Annotated in this window: 17 protein-coding genes and 1 pseudogene; 14 read left to right on the top strand and 4 right to left on the bottom strand. The window is 69.0% G+C overall.

The annotated features are described in order from the left end of the window. Positions 1-233: 233 nt before the first annotated feature. A complete protein-coding gene (locus BN3906_RS07320; protein ID WP_066586612.1) occupies positions 234-1481 on the top strand; it encodes a ferredoxin reductase domain-containing protein in 1248 nt (415 codons plus the stop codon). A 72-nt stretch (positions 1482-1553) separates the two neighbouring features. Here BN3906_RS07320 and BN3906_RS07315 read toward each other — a convergent pair whose 3' ends face one another. Together BN3906_RS07315 and BN3906_RS07310 are read right to left on the bottom strand one after the other, a co-directional pair. Continuing rightward, positions 1554-2480: a carbon-nitrogen hydrolase family protein gene (locus BN3906_RS07315; protein WP_066586610.1), complete on the bottom strand. Its 927-nt coding sequence runs from the start codon at positions 2478-2480 to the stop codon at positions 1554-1556. A gap of 120 nt (positions 2481-2600) precedes the next feature. After that, complete coding sequence (locus BN3906_RS07310; RefSeq protein WP_066586609.1) at positions 2601-3329, bottom strand: hypothetical protein; 729 nt, start codon at positions 3327-3329, stop codon at positions 2601-2603. Between the two features lie 191 nt (positions 3330-3520). Between BN3906_RS07310 and BN3906_RS07305 the strand changes: the two genes are divergently transcribed. The 12 genes and pseudogenes from BN3906_RS07305 (at position 3521) to BN3906_RS07250 (ending at position 15530) form a co-directional block, all read left to right on the top strand. After that, entirely contained in the window at positions 3521-4933 is a 1413-nt protein-coding gene (locus BN3906_RS07305) for a SulP family inorganic anion transporter (RefSeq protein ID WP_066586605.1), read from the top strand. A gap of 88 nt (positions 4934-5021) precedes the next feature. Further along, entirely contained in the window at positions 5022-5423 is a 402-nt protein-coding gene (locus BN3906_RS07300; RefSeq protein WP_066586602.1) for a hypothetical protein, read from the top strand. A gap of 25 nt (positions 5424-5448) precedes the next feature. Next, positions 5449-6582, top strand: coding sequence for a metallophosphoesterase family protein (locus tag BN3906_RS07295; protein WP_066586599.1), 1134 nt, complete (start codon positions 5449-5451; stop codon positions 6580-6582). Positions 6583-6655: 73 nt separating this feature from the next. Beyond that, entirely contained in the window at positions 6656-6823 is a 168-nt protein-coding gene (locus tag BN3906_RS14685; protein ID WP_154669492.1) for a hypothetical protein, read from the top strand. A gap of 193 nt (positions 6824-7016) precedes the next feature. Then, a complete protein-coding gene (locus BN3906_RS07290) occupies positions 7017-7337 on the top strand; it encodes a hypothetical protein (protein ID WP_147592869.1) in 321 nt (106 codons plus the stop codon). 631 nt (positions 7338-7968) lie between these two features. Continuing rightward, positions 7969-8874 carry an alpha/beta hydrolase gene (locus tag BN3906_RS07280; protein ID WP_066586593.1) on the top strand — a complete coding sequence of 302 codons (906 nt, stop codon included), beginning with the start codon at positions 7969-7971 and terminating at the stop codon, positions 8872-8874. Positions 8875-8934: 60 nt separating this feature from the next. After that, a pseudogene (locus BN3906_RS07275) lies at positions 8935-10208 on the top strand (NAD(P)-binding domain-containing protein). 245 nt (positions 10209-10453) lie between these two features. Continuing rightward, complete coding sequence (locus BN3906_RS07270) at positions 10454-11542, top strand: LLM class flavin-dependent oxidoreductase (protein ID WP_066586591.1); 1089 nt, start codon at positions 10454-10456, stop codon at positions 11540-11542. Positions 11543-11598: 56 nt separating this feature from the next. Then, positions 11599-12021: a GNAT family N-acetyltransferase gene (locus BN3906_RS07265; RefSeq protein WP_202616732.1), complete on the top strand. Its 423-nt coding sequence runs from the start codon at positions 11599-11601 to the stop codon at positions 12019-12021. A 138-nt stretch (positions 12022-12159) separates the two neighbouring features. Then, positions 12160-13512: an alpha/beta fold hydrolase gene (locus BN3906_RS07260; protein WP_078057260.1), complete on the top strand. Its 1353-nt coding sequence runs from the start codon at positions 12160-12162 to the stop codon at positions 13510-13512. A gap of 26 nt (positions 13513-13538) precedes the next feature. After that, entirely contained in the window at positions 13539-15032 is a 1494-nt protein-coding gene (locus tag BN3906_RS07255) for a basic amino acid/polyamine antiporter (RefSeq protein ID WP_066586586.1), read from the top strand. Between the two features lie 126 nt (positions 15033-15158). Then, a complete protein-coding gene (locus tag BN3906_RS07250; RefSeq protein ID WP_066586584.1) occupies positions 15159-15530 on the top strand; it encodes a DoxX family protein in 372 nt (123 codons plus the stop codon). 36 nt (positions 15531-15566) lie between these two features. Here the strand turns inward: BN3906_RS07250 and BN3906_RS07245 are convergent, their stop codons facing one another. After that, complete coding sequence (locus tag BN3906_RS07245; protein ID WP_066586582.1) at positions 15567-16004, bottom strand: heat shock protein transcriptional repressor HspR; 438 nt, start codon at positions 16002-16004, stop codon at positions 15567-15569. Between the two features lie 11 nt (positions 16005-16015). Then, entirely contained in the window at positions 16016-17173 is a 1158-nt protein-coding gene (gene dnaJ / locus BN3906_RS07240) for a molecular chaperone DnaJ (protein ID WP_066586579.1), read from the bottom strand. 120 nt (positions 17174-17293) lie between these two features. Between dnaJ and BN3906_RS07235 the strand changes: the two genes are divergently transcribed. Further along, positions 17294-18370: a DUF1444 domain-containing protein gene (locus BN3906_RS07235; RefSeq protein WP_066586577.1), complete on the top strand. Its 1077-nt coding sequence runs from the start codon at positions 17294-17296 to the stop codon at positions 18368-18370. The last annotated feature ends 89 nt before the right edge of the window (positions 18371-18459 follow it).

Below are 18459 nucleotides of genomic sequence, written 5' to 3'. Positions count from 1 at the left end.
CCCCGGTTTCGCCCCCCCACCCGGCGCGGAACTCATCTGGATCGTGGCGAGGCCCATGCGCCCCGGGGTCCGTGCCTCCCCCGGTGTCTGAGCCCCGCCCGTGTTCTGTCCGTGCCCTGCCCAACTCCTGTCTTTTATCCACATCTAAATGTATATAAGAGACACCCCCCTACGCCCGCCTCGACGAGCTCGTCGAGGCCACCCTGGAGCACTGGCGGCGTCTCACCCCGCCGGTGGCGGACGTACCGCAGCCCGTCACCGCGGACGGTACCGCCGGCCCACCCCACCTCCCCGACAGCCGATGGCTGCTCCGGGCCGCCCTCGTCGCCGCCGACGGTCTCACCTTCACCGCCTCCGGGACCGCCACATTCGACCGGGAACACACGGACTTCCTCGCCGACCTCGGCCGTGACCTGCGCAAGGACGGCGTCACCGTCGACCACTACGCCGCTGCCGCCGAAGCTCTGGGACGGGCCCTCTGCCAGATCAACGGGCTGCCCTACCCCGGTGCCGACCTGACGTACAAGGCGGCGGAGGCCGCCGGACTGCCGGAGGGGCTCACCGAGCTGTTGCAGACCCTTGACCTCGGGGTCAGGATCACCGCCCTCGGAGCCGTCGAGGACGAGGACGCCGGGATCCCCGCAGCCTCGGACGCGGAGGTCCTCGAAGTCCAGCGACGGTCACCCCGGGTCACCGTGGTCCGGCTCCAGGCCACACCCGCCCCGACCTGGTGGGCAGGTCAGTTCCTCCAGGTCCGTACCCCTTCCGATCCCGGGAAGTGGTGGTCAGCCGCCCCCTCGGTGGCACCGGACCCCTCAGGGCTGCTCGAGTTCGCGGTCTTCCACCCCGCCGGGGAGCCTCTTTCCGCCACCGTGGGAGAGCACTGGGTGGTCGCGAATCCGACGGGTGCCCTGGACATGCCCCGGCAGGGTGGCACCCCGGTGGTCATGCTGGCACTGGGCGCCGGACTCTCGCCGCTGCGTTCGCTCATCCTCGCCACCCCTGACCGCGACACCGCCCCGCCGGTGCACCTGTACTGGCAGGTCAACCACCGCTCCGACCTGCACGAGTACACCGGTCTGCTCGGCCTGGCCCGGGCGTTCGACCGTCTGACCTTCACACCCGTGGTCACCGACGGGGAGGACGCCACCGCCGACGATGACGCGGCCTGGTTCGCCGACGGCGACCGTGGACGGTTCCTCACCTTCTCCGGTCCCGGTCCGGAACTCGCCGCCGCCGGCCGCCCCCTGCGCCGTGGTACCGCTGCCGGGGTCGCCGTGGAGGATCTCACCGGTCACCCGGACGGGCAGGGCACCTCAGGGCCCGGCGGCATCGGCGGCATCGGCGGCATCGGCGGGGTGAGGTTCCTCGTCGCCGGTGACCCTTCCAACCCGGGGGGTGCCGCTGAGGTCCGTGAGGCAGTGCGTGTGCTCACCGACGCCGGTGCGGACCCGGCACTCGTCACCGCGGAGCCGCTGTGACAGTCGCAGGGGCGACACACCCGGGGCAGGGGTGACGCCGGGCGTGACGGTGGACCCGGCCGGGATTCCGCCTCAGCCCCGCTCCCCCAGGGCGCGGACACTGCCGGAGTGCACGTCCACCCCACTGATCTCCAGGTCCCGGGCATGTCCGGCGAGAACGGGCAGGCCCCGCCGGACCTTGTCCACACGGTTCGGGTCAATGTCGACGAGCAGGACCTGGGACACGTAACCGGTCTCCGCGAGCCTGGCGCCGTCGGGTCCGACGACCACCGAGTGCCCGATCCCGGTCGGCCCGTCGTTGATGCCGTAGCGGTCCGGGGACCCGGGCCTGGCCTGGCCTGCGGCTACAAGGTAGCTGGTGGTGTCCAGGGCCCGCGCCGAGGTCAGCGTGTGCCACTGGTCGAGTTTGCCCGGGCCGTCGGTCCACGATGTCGGCACGACCATCACCGTGGCACCCGCCTCGGCCAGGGCGTAGAAGTGCCCGGGGAACCGAATGTCGTAGCAGGTGGCGAGACCGACAGTCACCCCGTCAATGTCATAGACCACCCGGCGCGACCCGGGACGGACAGTGTCGGACTCCCGGTAACCGAAGGCGTCGAAGGTGTGGATCTTGTCGTAGTGGTCCGTGCCCTGCGGCCCGGTGACGAGAAGAGTGTTGTTGACCCTGCGGAACCGGTTGGCCTCGCCCGCCCCGGCGATGGGTTCCGTCGACAGTTCCCCGCTGGGATGGCGGTAGACGGTGTCCGCCGGGGTGAACATGCCGACGACGACTGTGACGTTGTTGTCCTCGGCTGCCCGGGTCACCGCTGTGGCGAAAGGACCTGACAACGGCTGTGCCACAACGTCGAGACGTCCCGCGTCGAAAGGGAACATCGCGGCCTCGGGGAAGACCACGAGGTCCGCCCCCAGGCGCGCTGCCTCGGAAATGTAGGTTCGGATGGAGACCAGGTTCGCCGCCACATCCGGCGCGGAACTCATCTGGATCGCTGCGATGCGCATGCGTCCCAGGGTACGTGACTACCCCGGCGTCTGAGGCCCGTCCGTGGTCTGTCCGTGGCCTGTCCGACACCGGTCCGGCAGACCAGGATTGACCTGCACGACCGGATCGACCCGGCGGGGTCAGCCGGTCAGGCCGGGTATCTCGATCCCGGGAATCTGCAGCTGAGGTAACTGAGGCAGCGGCGGAAGCTCCGGCAGTGCCGGAAGCTGGGGCAGCTGTGGAAGCTGCGGTACCGGAGCCGGGGCGGGAGCGGGGGCGGGGGTCTGCACGGGATCCGGTGCCGGAGCCTGCGGCACCGGGGACTGCCCGCCGCCGTAGGAGCCGGAGGACGGAGACCGGGGTGTCGCTTCCGGGGTGGGCGTCCGGGACGGGGACGTCGACGTCGGTGCAGGCGATGACGGGGCGGAGGTGCGGGCCGGTGCGGCAGGTGCCGTCGATGAGGTCGCGGGGCCGTCGCCTCCCCTGTTGGTCTCCGGGTCACGGAGGCAGGCCACCGCCCCCACCACGACAAGCCCTGCCCCGAACAGTGCGACCGGCACCCAGAGTGCACGCCGGTAGGGGTTGCCGGGGGCCATCGCCCCGGCGATGAACCACCACACCGCCGGCGCGGTCACACCGCCGGCGATCACCAGCAGTCCCAGTTGTGTCCGCCCGGACCCTGCGACCAGTGCGACGACGGCCAGCAGTGCCGCGCACAGCAGTGCCCCGACGGCGAAGACGGTGCCTGCAGGTGACCGGGGGCGACCGTGACGGCCGGACGTATCCCCGGGCGACATTTCGCTGTACGGCAACGTGGTCTCCTGATTCTCGGTCGGGTACAGGTCCGGAAAAGGACCATTATCCTCCATGACCGGCCCTTTCCGCACCTGTCGCGCGGCGTTGACAGCGGCGGTATACCATCCCCTGCGTGAACGACACCTCCTCCGGCCCCTCCCGGCGCCGCCCGGATCCCTCCGGCACGGTATCCCTTTCCCCGGGGTCGGCGGGGCCGGAACGACCCGGGCCTGAGGGAGTCCTGGCCGCCCTCCGCAGTCCCCGCATGCTCACCGTGGAAGTCCTCGGCGGTCTCGTCACGGCCTTCGCCCTCATACCCGAGTCCCTGAGTTTCGCGATTGTCGCGGGCCTCGATCCGAAGACAGGTCTGTACGCGGCGTTCACCATGGCGTGCGTCACCGCACTGCTCGGAGGACGCCCCGGCATGGTCTCTGGGGCGGCGGGGTCCACGGCACTGGTGGTGTTCCCCGTCGCGAGGGACCACGGGGTGGAGTATCTCTTCGCCACCGTCATTCTGGGCGGGGTCCTGCAGGTCGTCATGGGGTCACTCGGCGTGGCGAAACTGATGCGGTTCATTCCCCGGTCGGTGATGACAGGGTTCGTGGACGCCCTCGCGATCCTCATCTTCACCGCCCAGCTCGACAATCTCATCGACGTCCCGTGGCAGGTCTATCCGCTCGTCGCCGCAGGACTTCTGGTCATTGTCCTGTTCCCCCGGATCACCACGGGAGTCCCTGCACCACTGGCGTCGATCCTGCTGGTCACGCTCGCTGTCGTCGTCCTGTCCGTGGACGTCCCCACCGTCGGGGACCAGGGTGCGCTCCCGGAGTCCTTCCCGGTCTTCGGCGTCCCGGACGTGCCCGTGTCCCTCCACACTCTCGGCGTCATCGCCCCGTACGCGGCGGCACTGGCCCTGGTCGGTCTGATGGAGTCACTGCTGACCGCCAAACTCGTCGACGACCTGACCGACACCAGTTCGAACAAGACCAGGGAGGCGCTCGGCCAGGGAGCCGCGAACATCGTCACCGGCTTCTTCGGCGGCATGGGCGGATGCGCGATGATCGGTCAGACCATGATCAACGTGAAGCAGGCCGGGGCCCGCACCCGGATCAGTTCCCTGCTCGCCGGTGTCTTCCTCATCATCATGTCCGTCACCCTGGCCGACATCGTCGGTGAGATCCCCATGGCAGCCCTGGTCGCGGTGATGACGGCAGTCGCGGTGACCACCTTCGACTGGAACTCTCTGCGGACGCTGCGGGTGATGCCCCTGTCGGAGACTGTCGTCCTGCTGGTCACGGTGGTGTCCACGGTGGTGACCGACAACCTCGCCGTGGGTGTGGTCCTCGGCGTCCTCACGGCCATGGTGGCGTTCGCCCGGCGCGTGGCGCACTTCACCCGCATCGTCCCCACCGGGCCGGGAACCTACCGGGTGGAGGGCCAGCTGTTCTTCGCCTCCTCCAACGACCTCGTGTACCAGTTCGACTACGCCGGCGACCCGCCCGAGGTCACGGTCGACTTCTCGACGGCGACCGTGTGGGACTCCTCCACCGTCGCCGCCCTGCAGGCGGTCCGGGAGCGGTACGCCGGACACGGGAGCACCGTCACCTTCACCGGGTTGGACGCCGTGAGTGCCGGGTACATCGACCGGCTCGAAGGGAAACTCGGAGGGGCCGGGTAGCGCGGTACCGGGCATGTCCGGAGAACTTCACCGGACGGTCAGACGGGGTTGGAACGGACGACACCGGGGACGCCTACCGTGACCGGCCATGACCTCCGATCACCCTCACCACGGTTCCTCCACCTCCGGCGGTCACCCCGCCACTCCAGGTTCCCCTTTCCCCGCCCCGGCCGTCTCACGACGCCGGGCCCTGCAGTTGTTCGCTCCCTGCGGGGCAGGTGCCGCCGGTCTTCTCTCGGCGACAGGGCTGTCCCCGCTGCCGTCCGCCCGGGCACAGAGTCTGTCCCCGTCCCCGTACCCTTCACTGTCGGGGGCCGTGGGCTCCTACGGCCGGTCCTCCGACGGAGGGTTCATCGCAGGTGACCTCCAGGTTGTCACTGTCACCGAAAGTGAACTGACCGTGACATGGTGCACCTGGTCGACGGAGAGGCTCGACGACGGGCGCCCCACCGGAACCCCCCACCGACGGGGTCCTGCGGGTATGGCCTGACGACGATCCCTCCGGAGTCCGGGAGGTGCACTCACCCGGGGCCACGTCATTCCACGTGCTCACCGTCACCGGTCTGCGGCCGGGGACCCGCTACCGCTTCGCGGCGTCCTCCGGTGGTGTCACCCCGGCACCGGTGCTGAACATCTACGAGGGCCCGCTGGACACGGTGACCACGTTGGACGCCCCGGTCGGCCCGTTGGCCGGCACCGTCGTCACCACGAATGACACCCATATCGGCGAGGACCGGGACGGGATCATCTTCGGTGACTTTCCGCCGCCTGTGACCCAGGCGCGGGGAGCCCGCCCTTACGGGGAGATCATGCTGGAGTCGGTGATCGCCGGGGCGCATGCGGCAGGGGCCTCGCACCTGTTCGTCAACGGTGACCTGACGGCGGAGGCGCGCCCGGTCGAAGTTGAGACGGCGAAACGCATCCTGGACACCTTCAACGGCAGGTGGCGGGTCACCCGGGGCAACCATGACCGGCCCCATGACGCCGCCGTTGATCCGGTGTACCTCGCGGCCCCGCCGTACCGGGGGCCGGATCAGGGGGAAGCAGGGACGGACTACCGGGACAGTTTCGGGGCCGTGTTCGAGCCCCGTCAGCAGGCCTGGGTCGAGGACGGTCCCGGGGGGATCCGGGTGCTGGGCATAGATTCGACTCACCGGGACCGGTCGGGCGGGGTCATCAACGGGGAGCAGTTCACGCAGATCGAGGAGATCCTGCAGGAGGATCCCCTGCGGCCGACGGTGGTGATGCTGCACCATCCGATGACCCGCGACGCGCAGTGGACCAACATCGGCGGACCGGACTTCACCCTGGCGGACGCGGACGCACAGCGTCTGCAGGCGGTGTTCGCCGCGGCCCCCGGGGTGCGGCTCGTGCTCGGCGGGCACACCCACCGGGTGCGGCGCAACACTGCGGACCCTGCGTCGGGCCGCAGGCCGCCGGTGTACCTGGAGACGGCCTCGGCGAAGAACTGGCCGACCGGTGCGATGCACCTCCGCGTGTACGGGGACAGGTTGACGGTCAACTTCCGGCACGCGGTCGGTCCGGAGGCGTTGGCGTGGGCTCAACGGACCAGATGGTCGACGTTCGGACTGCAGTCCGCGTATTCGCTGGGCCGGCACACGTCACGGAATCTGGTGGTGGAACTGTAGTGGTCCCGGGTCGGGCGGTGGCCGGCGCAGCCGTTGCTGCACCGTCCGGGGACACCCCCTAGGCTGGGACGCCATGATCCTCATCTCCGTGGCCTTCCTTCTGGTCGCCGCACTGTTCATACTCCGCTCGCGCAATGCCGCGGCACCGTGGGACGACCGGCTGAGGTTGACGGGGGTGGTACTGCTCGGCATCGGTGTGGCGCTGACCGCACTGCGTGTGGCCGTGACGGTCACCGGCTGAGACGGGAGCACACAGGCCGGACTCCACAGGCAGGACTCCACAGGCAGGACTCCACAGGCACGGCAGGGCAGTGGTCAGGTGTTGTCCACAGCGGCACACCGGGTCGTTGCCGCAGGTTCCACCACCGCCCTATCGTCCCCTCACACCAGGTACCGCCACTTCCGGCGGTTCCGTGGACACCTTTGGAGGGGACATGGGTACATTCGGGGCGGAAGAGGTCTTCGGGATCACTCCGGACGAGGTCATCCGGGCGTCGTCCGAACTCGACGGGCACGGATCGGCGTTGCGTGAGACAGGGAAGTCACTGTCTGGTGGTGGAGCCCCTCCCCGCGACTGTCTCCCCGGGGGTCTGGCGGCCGAGTATCTGGAGATCGCCGCCGACCGGGTCGGAAAACTGGCGGCGGCTGAAGGATCGTCCACCGGATCCGCGGCGTCCGAACTGCGCATCTTCGTCGACGCGGTCACAGGGGCGGAGTCGGGGTCGGCGGAACGGCTGGGGGGACGGCGGCGGTGAAGGTCAGGGACATCACTGACGCCCGCATAGCCAGGGCGAACCTTTCCGCCCGTGTCTGGTCCGCCGCAGGAGAGGAGCTGGGGGCCGGGGCGGAGGGACTGGACTCGCTCGCGGAGTTCCCGGGCTGGTCGGGAACCGCCTCAGACGGGATGAGGCACAGGATCTCGGCGTCGTCGGGCAGGCTACGTTCGGCCTCGCTCGCGGCAGGGGCCGCCGGGGATCTGCTGGAACTGCACTGCGGGGTCCTCACCGCCGTCCAACTCGCGGTGGTGGCGACAGTCCGGACGGCGGAAGCAGCCGGGATGACCGTCCACGACGACGGCAGGGTCACCGCGGGCAGGGCAGGTGCGGCAGGAACAGTCGCCGCGGTACTCTCCCATGTCCCGGCCGCGTCCGGGGCGGTGCGCTCAGCAGAGTCTGCACTCACGGCAGTTCTCAGGGCGGCGATGACGACGGTGTCGTGCCTCGACACCGCTTTCGCGTTACAGGTGCACGCGGTCACCTCGGTGGAGCCCGGTCCGGATCCTGCCCCGGCGCCTGTCCCGGTGGCCCCGGTCTCCTATACACATCTCGATGTGTATAAGAGACCGCTGTTGAGATCGGAAGAGCGTCGTGTAGGGACAGAGTCCCGGTGGCCCCGGGCACGGCCGCGTCGTGGGCGCTGTCCCCGGACGGGGTGACGGACGGGGTACCGGAGGGGGTTCGGGTAGATCCCCGTCTCACCGGGTCGGTCACACCGGAGGTGCAGGAGGAACTTCTCGAGGTCGCGACAGCAGCGGCGCAGGAGCTTGTTCTGCGGGGTCTGGACCCGGGGCAGACCGGGGTGGAGGTGACCACGGTCGGCGGGGCCCCGGGGGTGGTGGTCGGTGACATCACCACCGCCGACAGGATCACCACCCTGGTCTCCGGTACCGGGTCGAGCGACCTCGGTGGTCTGCGGGACTCCGCCGCACTGGCGGGACGTATCTCGGCGCCGGGGCACGCGACGGTTGCCTGGCACGGCTACGCCGCACCCGGGTCTCTGCCCGAGGCGGCACTGTCCGGCAGTGCCCGTTCCGGGGGCATCTCACTGCGGGGACTGCAGTCGACCCTGCGGGAGCACAGTCCGCAGGCCCGTCTCAGCGTTGTCGGGCACAGTTACGGCACCCGGGTCATCGACGAGGCCGCAGGGGACGACATCTTCGCCCTCGACGCCGACGAGATCCATCTGATGGGCAGTCCCGGGATGACCGCACCGACGGCAGGGGACCTCAACCTCCGGGCCACGGACGGTCATGCCGAGGTCCACGTCCACAAGACCCCCGGCGACGTCATCGGTCTCGTCGCCGACATTCCCCGTATCCACGGCGACGATCCTGCGGACCCTGACTGGGGTGCGGACTCGGTCAACGGCGTGCCACCGGGGCAGGCCCCGGCCGACCGGCAGTGGTGGGAAACCGCCATGAACCTGTGGGGGTTGACCGACCTGGATGTCGGGGACGAACACGGGAGCTACCGCGGTGACGAGAGGGTGCTCGGGGCGCTGCGGGGACAGTGAGGCTCCGGCGGGCAGCCCGCCGGTACGCAGTCACTCCGTCGCCGAACTACCCTCGTCGTCATGCCACAGCCTCCCGCCCGGGTTCCCGGCCACCTGCCCAGCCGGATTCCCGTTGTCGTCGTCGGCGCCGGGCAGGCAGGTCTGGCCGCCGCACATGAACTCGTGCACCGGGGACTCGTACCCGGGACCGATTTCCTCATCCTCGACGCCGACACCGGCCCAGGTGGGGCCTGGCAACACCGCTGGGACTCCCTGACCCTCGGCAGAGCACACGGGATAGCTGATCTTCCCGGTCTGAAGATGGAACGACCGGACCCGCAGATCCCGGCGTCCCGGCTCGTGGCCGACTACTACAGGCGGTACGAGGAGACCTTCTCCCTCCGGGTGGTCCGACCGGTGCGGGTCATCTCCGTCCACGACACCGGAGACACCGGCGGCGCCGACGGAGACAGTCACTCCGGAGAGCTCGAACTGACCGTGCTGTGCGGGGGCAACGGGGACAGTGGGGACAGTGGGAATGAGGCGGGAGGAATCTGCGGCACACTTCGCACCCGCATCCTGGTCAACGCCACCGGAACATGGACCCACCCCTACATCCCCTATGTACCGGGCATCGCGGACTTCACCGGACGCCAGCTCCACACGGTGGACTATGTGCGCAGCGAGGATTTCGCCGGACAGAAGGTACTGGTCGTCGGCGGCGGGCTGAGTGCCGTCCAGTTCCTCCTCGAACTCAACAGGCCCGGTTCCGCCCGGGAGACGGTGTGGGCCACCCGCAGGCCCCCGAACTTCACGCGTACCGACTTTGATCAACGGTGGGGCTACGGCGTCGAACAGCGGGTACGCGAAGCGACTTTCAACGGGCGCCGGCCCGCCTCCGTCGTCCGCAACACCGGCATCCCCCACGCCCTGACTACCTGGATGCGGTGGATACGGGGATCCTGGTGTCCCACGGCATGTTCAGCAGAATCACCGCCCACGCCGCCACGTGGGGCGCACCCTCCGACAGTGCCCTGAAGGATGCCGCTCCCCTACCGGACGGGTCCAGCCCACTCGCCCGACCGGACAGCTGGAAGCCCTTTCCCCCCGGTCATTCCGAGGACGTCGACGCCATTTTCTGGAACACCGGTTTCCGCCCCGCTCTCGACCATCTCGCCCCTCTGCACCTGCGGGAGCCCGGTGGCGGTATCAGGATGGCCGACGAGGTCAGGGTGGCCGAGGATCCGCGCGTCCTGCTCGTCGGATACGGGTCCACGGCGTCGACGGTAGGGGCGAACCGTGCCGGGAGACTGGCGGGGCGGGCTGCAGCGCGGTTACTGGACTCACAGCCCTGACACCTCAACCGGCCCGGAGCTCGGTGCCGGGGAGGCCGGGGAGGCCGGGGAGGCGAGGTAGGGACGCGAGGTCAGGGACAACGCGTTGCCCTGCCCCTGCAGGGCCGCTTCCGCCTGTCCCCGCAGGGCCCGGTCCTTGCGTGTATCCCCCCCACGGACATATAGTTGAAACGTCAACTACTTGCCCGGCATGCCGGGCCGCTGATCAACTCTGAACCAATACCGACATCCACAAGGAGCACCACGTGAAAGCCTTCGGCTTCCTCAGTTTCGGACACTACGACCTCGCCGCCTCCGAGCGGTCCGGCCCGGGACGCCGCATGCCCGGCGCCAAGGAGAATCTCAAGAATGCGGTGGAGATCGCCGTCGGCGCGGATGAAATCGGCGTCAACGGGGCGTACTACCGCGTCCACCACTTCGCACCGCAGCACGCCTCCCCCATGCCGCTGCTCTCCGCCGCGGCAGCACGCACCAGCCGCATCGAGGTCGGCACCGGCGTCATCGACATCCGCTACGAGAACCCTCTCCACCTCGCCGAAGAGGCGGCCCAGCTGGACCTCCTCAGCGACGGCCGGCTGGCCCTCGGCATCTCCCGTGGCGCCCCCGAGCCCGTCGACCGCGGCTACGAGGCCTTCGGCTACCACGCGGCCGACGACGACCCCAAAGGCGCGGCAATGGCCCGCGAGAAGTTCGCCCGTTTCCTCGCCGCAGTCGACGGTGAAGGCATGGCCACCTCACTGCCCCTCGAGGAGCAGTACCCGCGGATGTACCAGCCGAACGTGAAGATCCCGGTGATGCCGCACTCCATGTCCCTGCGCAAGCACGTCTGGTGGGGCGCGGGGTCGCGCAACACCGCCGTCCACGCCGCCGAACAGGGCGTCAACCTCATGAGCTCCACACTGCTCACCGAGGCCAACGGGGACCAGTTCGAGAACCTCCAGGCAGAGCAGATCCACCTGTACCGTGAGGCCTGGAAGAAGGCCGGACACCCGTGGACGCCGCGGGTCTCCGTCTCCCGGTCCATCATCCCTGTGACCTCCGACCAGGACAGGAGAATGTTCGGACTCGGCGGTGACAGCGGCGGAATCGGCTGGATCGACGACGGACAGGCCACGTTCGGCCGGTCCTACGTCGACGAGCCCGACAAGCTCGTCGAACAGCTGAAGAAGGACCCCGCGCTCGCCGCGGCGGACACCCTGATGCTCACCATCCCGAGCCAGCTCGGCGTGGACGCCAACCTGCGCATCCTCGAGAACTTCGCCGAGCATGTCGCCCCGGCCCTCGGCTGGAAGTCCAACACGGAGGGACCGGTCACCGGCTACCCGGTGGACTGACCGACGGCGGGGGACCTCTCGGGCCGCGGCTGACCGCCCGGCTATCCTCTCACCTGGTGATCACGATTCTGGACGGCACAGATTTCCGCCACCGCGATTTCCGGGAACTGCTCCGACTTGCCGGCGACTTCGACGATGACGCCCTGGACAGGGTCATCGCCACCGAACTGCCCGGGATGTCGGTCCTGGGCCACCGTACCGACGGGACCCTTACCGGGGCAGCGGCGTTCGAACCGGACTCCGGCAGCCTCGAGTACATCGCGGTCGCGTCTGCGGCACAGGGCAGGGGCACCGGAACTGCTCTGGTCAGGGCGGTGCGCGAACAGCTCCCCGGTCGTGACGTCAGTGCGCGGACCGACGATGACGCGGTGGACTTCTACCGCCGTCTCGGCTTCACCGTCACCGCAGCCCCGGAGGATCCCCGGTGGCCGGGGAGGCGCCGCTACCACTGTGTCCTGCCCGGCACAGCCCGCCTCTGATCTTCTCTGACCCGCACGGGGACGCTCTGAGCCCACGCCGAGCCCCACGCCGAGCCCCACGGCCGGGCACGAACCACCGGTCCGGCTTCTCCCCACCCGCCGGTACGCCTGGTGGAGGCACCAGGTACAACCGGTGCCATGACCGTCACCCCGAACCTCACGTCCACCACCACGCGCCGGCACGGGCACACCGTCCACAGTTACCTGCTCACCGCTCCGCTGGTGCATCCCGGCACAGACCCTGCCGGCCGTACGATCGACATCTTCGCCCGCGAGTACGTGCCCGACGGCGGCGAGGACCTGCCCCGGCTCCTGTTCCTGCAGGGTGGCCCCGGCCACGGAGCACTGCGCCCGACTGCCCCGACCCGGGAGATCGGCGGCTGGCTCGGCGAGGCTCTCCGCCACTACCGCGTCATCCTCCTCGACCAGCGTGGCACCGGCCGTTCCACTCCGGTGGACGCCGCCTCCCCTGACGCTCTCGGCCCCACCCCGGCCGCCCGCGCGGAGTACCTCACCCACCTGCGCGCGGACAGTATCGTCGAGGACGCCGAACTGCTGCGCTCCGCGCTCGGCTCCGGCCCCTGGTCACTGCTCGGCCAGTCTTTCGGCGGTTTCTGCATCACAACGTACCTTTCACGGCATCCGGAGGGGGTCCGGGAGGCGTTCTTCACCGGTGGTCTGCCCGGCTACGCCCACGACCCCCGCACCCGTGCCGACGACATCTACCGCGCCACGTACGCCAAGACCGCGGTGCGCAATGAACGTTTCCACGCGCAGTTCCCCGGCGTGGAGCGGACGGTCAGGGACATCTGCCGTCATCTCGACGGTGCCGACGAGCGCCTGCCCACCGGTGAACGTCTGACCTCGCGCCGGTTCCGTATGGTCGGCATGGACCTCGGACGCACCGGCGGCTTCGACAGTCTGGCCTACCTGCTGGAGGACCCCTTCGTCAGCGTCCACGGGGAGAAGCGGCTGCGGACCCCGTTCCTGCTGGGTGTGTGCGACAGGGTCCGTTTCGCCGACGCCCCGCTCTACGCCGTGCTCCACGAGTCGATCTACGCCATGGGCGGGGCGACGGCATGGTCGGCGGCCCGGGTGGGGGAGACCCTCCCCGGTTTCACCGACGAGACCGACGCCGGTGACCGGGACGCCCCGGTCTACCTCACCGGTGAGCACATCCGGCCCTGGTTGTTCGACGAGGATCCCGCACTGCGCCCGTGGAGGGAGGTCGCCGACCTCCTCGCCGGGAAGGACGACTGGACGCCGCTCTACAACGCCGACGTCCTGTCCCGTACCGCTGAGCAGGGTGTCCGTACGGCTGCTGCGGTGTACCTGGACGACATGTTCGTGCCCTTCGAGCTGTCGATGGAGACCGCCTCCCACATCAGCGGACTCCGCCCCCATGTGACGAACCGCTGGGAGCACAACGGGCTCGGCGTCGACGGTGCGGGCCTGTTCCGCACACTGCGGGAGCTGGCTCTCGATCACTGATACGGCGGTGGGTACCCTGACACTCCGTGAACAGCTCCCGGGACACCGTCCGCCTCCCCACCCTGATCTCCCTGATCCTCGGCGCCTGCGTCGGGTCGGGGATCTTCGCGCTGCCCCAGAACGTGGCTAATGTGGCGTCCCCGGGTGCTGCGGTGATCGGATGGTCGGTCACCGGTGTGGGGATGCTGTGCATCGCTTTCGTCTTCCAGGCCCTGGCACTGCGCAAACCCCACCTGGATTCCGGGGTGTACAGCTACGTGCGTGCCGGTCTGGGGGATTTTGTCGGGTTCATCTCGGGCTGGGGCTACTGGCTGGCGAGCATCATCGCCCAGGTGGGGTACGCGACCCTGTTCTTCAGTTCGATGTCCTACTTCCTGCCGGTGTTCGACGGACGCCACCCGCTCGTCAACGCGGTGTGCGTGTCGGTGCTGAACTGGGTGATCTTCGCGGTGCTGGCCCGTGGCGTCCGCCAGGCTGCGGTGATGAACATCGTCACGACGGTGGCGAAGCTCCTCCCCATCGCCGCCTTCCTCATCCTGGTGACGTTCCTCGGTTTCCACACCGAGATCTTCACCGCGGACTTCTGGGGGCGTGCACTCACTTTCGGGGAGGACGGTGATCAGGCGGCCAGCCTGTCCACACAGGTCAAGGGGATGATGCTGTTCACGGTGTGGGCGTTCATCGGGGTTGAGGGTGCTTCGGCCTACTCACGCCGGGCGAAGACGAGACGGGACGTGTCCCTGGCCACCCTCCTCGGCTTCCTCGCCGTGTTCGTGCTGCTCCTGCTGGTGAACTTCCTGTCGTACGGGGTGGCGTCCCGCGAGGAGCTCGCCGCGATGGGCGACAACTCCATGGCCGAGGTGCTCAGGCTCGTCGTCGGCGACTGGGGCGGGGCACTGATCTCGGCGGGACTGTGCATCTCCGTGCTCGGTGCGTACGTGTCCTGGCAGATGCTCTGTGCCGAACCGTTGACGATGATGGCCCGGGACAGGCTGCTTCCGGTGAGGCTCGGCCACATCAACCCGACCGGCGCACCGGTCGCCGCCCAGCTGCTGTCGGCGGTCGTCATCCAGCTGTTCATCGTCGTGTTCTTCCTCAACGAGTCCGCGTACACCACGATGGTCCAGCTGGCGACGTCCCTCTACCTCATCCCGTACCTGTTCGGTTCGCTGTACCTGGTGTTCCTCTCGACCCGGGGCCACGGCATCCGCCACCCTGAGGAGGGACGTTCGGTCAACCTCGACGGGCCTGAGGTTCCGGTGCGGACCAACCGTCTGCATCTGGTGGTCTCCCTGGTCGCGTTCATCTACTCGGTGTGGCTGTTCTACGCCGCCGACCCGAAGTTCGTGCTGCTGGGCATGGTTCTCGTGGTTCCCGGGGCGGTCACCTACGTGGTGACGCAGCTGCGGGAGGGACGTCGTGTCTTCAACGCCTTCGAGTGGGTCATCGCCGTGGTGGTGGCCGTTGCCGCGGTCACCGCTGTCGTGCTCATCGCCGATGGTTCGGTCACCCTGGACTAGAAACACCGGCGTAGAAACACCGGCGTAGAAACACCGGCGGCCCTGTTCCGGCTCCGGCCCGCCCGACCTGCCGTGTCGGCTACACTCTGGGGAACACCCACCCCCGAAACCTCCGGCGGAGGCGACATGTCAGTTGTTCTCTGGGTAGTCAACATCATCCTGGCCGTGTCTTTCGTGGGCTCCGGGCTGATGAAGATCGGACGTGCCCGGGAGAGTCTCGTGGAGTCAGGTCAGGAGTGGGCGGACGGTTTCAGTGAGAACACCGTCAAACTCATCGGGGCGGTCGAGTTCCTCGGCGCCCTGGGCCTGATCCTCCCCCGTGCCCTCGACATCCTGCCGGTGCTCACGCCGGTGGCGGCCACCTGCCTTTTCGTCGTGATGGTGGGTGCGGTGACGACCCATGTCCGGCGGGGGGAACTGGCCGTCAGAGGACAGGCCGCCCTGTCGCTGGGACTGCTCACCGCAGTCAGCGCCGTGCTGGGTTTCGCCACCCTGTGATGTGCTGCCGTGTGCGGCGGTGCGGGGACGCCGGGTTCAGTCCCGGTCGCCCCTGCCGTCACCGTTTCTGCCGTCGTTGCGGCGCCGCCGGCGCTGCTCCCACAGCACCACGGCCGTCGACCGGGGAACGTGGACGATCTCCCCGTGCCGTCCCACCGCTGAGGACGCCGACCTCTCCGCCTCCGCGACCCGGCGCCGCAGGCCCGCGTTCTCGTCCTCGAGTTCGCTGACCCGCCGCTGGAGGTCGATGATGGCGCGGATGCCGGCGAGGTTCACACCCTCGTCGTGGCTGAGTCTCTGGATCTCCATGAGCTGCCGGATGTCGTCGCGCGAGTAGCGGCGTCCTCCGCCACTGGTCCGTTCGGGGGTGACCAGCCCCAACCTGTCGTAGGTACGCAGGGTCTGGGCGTGCATGCCGGTGATCTCCGCGGCAACGGAGATCACGAAGACCTCTTTGTCACCTTTGTCCGCCATGACCGGTCACCTCAGTTCCCGGCCCAGTTCGCCCTGGGGTCGAATCCGGAGCGTTTCTCCTCCTCGGCGTACCGGCGCAGTGCGCTGGCCGCACCTTCGTCAAGGTGCCTGGGCACGGTGACCCGCACGGTGACGAGGAGGTCGCCGGAGTTGCCGTTGCGCTTGGTGACCCCACGACCGCGCACCCTCAGGGTGGTGCCGTCGGCGGTACCGGCGGGAACCCGCACCCTGACCTTGGAGTCCAGAGTCGGCACGGTGATCGTGTCCCCGAGTGCGAGTTCGGTGAAACTGACGGGGACCGTGACCTTCAGGTCGTCGCCGGACCGGGTGAACAGCTTGTCCGGGCGCACGTGCACGGTGACGAAGAGGTCACCGGCGGCGCGCCCCCGCTCCCCCGCCTCACCCTGGCCGGCGAGGCGGACCTTCTGGCCGTCGACCACACCGGCGGGAACCCGGACGGTGATGGTCCGGGTGCGGGTCACCCGGCCGGAGCCGCCGCAGGCGGTGCAGGGGTCCTCGATCCGGGTGCCCGTGCCGTTGCAGTCGGGGCAGGGGCGGGAGAACCCGAAGGCGCCACGGTTCTCCGAGATGATCCCGTCACCTCCGCAGGTGGTGCACCGGGTGACGGATGTGCCGGGTCGGGCACCGGAGCCGTGGCACACGGTGCACGGGGCCGGGCTGGTCAGCCGGATCGGGACGGTGACGCCTTTCGTCGCCTCGCGGAAGTCCAGGGTGATCTCTGTCTCCACGTCAGCGCCACGGGAACGCCGGGTTGTCCGGGTTCCCTGCCCCCCGCCGGAGCCGAACATGCCTCCGAAAAGGTCGCCGATGTCGAAGCTCTCACCGTCGCCGGTGAACCCGCTGAAGCCCCGGGAGCTGCCCCGGTATCCGCCGTAGTCACCGAAACTGCCGCCGAATCCGCCCGTTCCGCTGGCCGCCATGGCCTTCAGTTCGTCGTATTCGGCGCGCTTGTCCTTGTCGCCGATGACGGAGTACGCCTCCGAGGCCGCCTTGAAGCGTTCTTCGGCTGCGGCGTCCCCGGGATGGGAGTCCGGGTGGTTGTCCCGGGCGATCTTCCGGTACGCCTTCTTGATTTCGTCAGCACCGGCCGAGGACGGGACACCCAGGACACCGTAGTAGTCCTTGTCGATCCACTCCTTCTGTGCCACAGTCGTGCTCTCCCTTCCCGGCTTGACGCCTGTGATTGAAACTTGAGTCTAACACGCTAAGGTCTATCTCCTGCAACGCGCCGGCAGCGGCCGACATTCCCGGGCGGTAGGGTCGGTCACATGTTCTTCAGAGGCCTCCGACACCGCCGGGAGATGCAGGACTCCACCCCCGACACCATGTTCCCCCACCTGCCCCGGCGCAGCGCGGACATCCTGCGGGACGAGGCACTGCGCGAACTCCACAGGCTCGGATACCGCACCTCCTGGCGTCCTGACGGCTACATCTCCGCCACCCGGGGTGACACCACGGAACTCGTCGGCCTCGACAACCTGTCCCTCCAGGTCGCCCAGGAGACCGAACTCGGCGAGGAGCCGGGACGCAGGGAGATCGCCGAACGGGTACGCAGGATGCTCGACGCCGTCTCACACCGGATCGACCCGGAGACCCTGACCGAGGCGGAGTTCCTCCGGATGCTGAAGGTCCGGGTGGTCAACCGGGAGATGCTCAGCTCCGTCACCGCGGAAAACGGCCAGCAGTTCAGCCGTACCACCCGCGCATGGACCGACGAGCTCGTCACCTCGCTCGTCATCGACACCCCCACCACCGTCATGACCGTCGCCGACAGGACTCTCGCCGCCCGGCACCTCGACACCGACGCGGACCTCGGGGACCTCTGGCACGCCGGCCACCGCAACCTCTGGCAGGAGCTGGTGGACGCCGAGGTCGACGTCAACGAGATCCACGGCGACGACCCGGGAGCGAACTTCTGGGTGGTCGAGTCCTCCTCGTTCTTCCTCGCCTCCGCGGTCCTGTTCCTCGAGGACCTGCTGCCCCGCTGGATTCCCGACCTGGACACCTCGGACGGCGTGATGGTGGCGGTCCCCCACCGTCACCTGCTTCTGCTGCGTGCCGTCACCACCGGCAACGACCTGCTCACCGGCATCAACACCGTCAGCTCCGTCGCCGTGGTCCAGTTCACCGAGAGTCCGGGACCGGTCACCCCGAAGCTGCACCTGTTCCGTGACGGTGCGGAGGTCCTCCCCTTCACGGACATCACCGACAACGGTGACGGCCAGCGGGTCATCCAGGTCTACCCGGACGACTACCTCATGGACCGGATCAACGAGGGCCGGCCTCCCGGAGGGTCCGCAGGTCCCGGACTCCCGGGTTTCCCCGACCCTGACGGGGGATACTGAAACTCCCGTATCCCCTGACCCCCTCATACCCCCCGGTGCCCCCCTGAGCTCTCACCGGCATCCGGTGGCACCCACGGTGCACCGGTCCC

The sequence above is a fragment of the Corynebacterium provencense genome (assembly GCA_900049755.1).
Lineage (GTDB): Bacteria > Actinomycetota > Actinomycetes > Mycobacteriales > Mycobacteriaceae > Corynebacterium > Corynebacterium neomassiliense.
This window is presented reverse-complemented; position numbering and strand designations above follow the sequence as displayed.

Bases quoted from the DNA above. Each gene is read 5' to 3' on its own strand.
- BN3906_RS07315 (WP_066586610.1), bottom strand. From the start codon at position 2,480: ATGCGCATCGCAGCGATCCAGATGAGTTCCGCGCCGGATGTGGCGGCG.
- BN3906_RS07310 (WP_066586609.1), bottom strand. From the start codon at position 3,329: ATGGAGGATAATGGTCCTTTTCCGGACCTGTACCCGACCGAGAATCAG.
- BN3906_RS07305 (WP_066586605.1), top strand. From the start codon at position 3,521: ATGCTCACCGTGGAAGTCCTCGGCGGTCTCGTCACGGCCTTCGCCCTC.
- BN3906_RS07300 (WP_066586602.1), top strand. From the start codon at position 5,022: ATGACCTCCGATCACCCTCACCACGGTTCCTCCACCTCCGGCGGTCAC.
- BN3906_RS14685 (WP_154669492.1), top strand. From the start codon at position 6,656: ATGATCCTCATCTCCGTGGCCTTCCTTCTGGTCGCCGCACTGTTCATA.
- BN3906_RS07290 (WP_147592869.1), top strand. From the start codon at position 7,017: ATGGGTACATTCGGGGCGGAAGAGGTCTTCGGGATCACTCCGGACGAG.
- BN3906_RS07260 (WP_078057260.1), top strand. From the start codon at position 12,160: ATGACCGTCACCCCGAACCTCACGTCCACCACCACGCGCCGGCACGGG.
- BN3906_RS07250 (WP_066586584.1), top strand. From the start codon at position 15,159: ATGTCAGTTGTTCTCTGGGTAGTCAACATCATCCTGGCCGTGTCTTTC.
- BN3906_RS07245 (WP_066586582.1), bottom strand. From the start codon at position 16,004: ATGGCGGACAAAGGTGACAAAGAGGTCTTCGTGATCTCCGTTGCCGCG.
- BN3906_RS07235 (WP_066586577.1), top strand. From the start codon at position 17,294: ATGTTCTTCAGAGGCCTCCGACACCGCCGGGAGATGCAGGACTCCACC.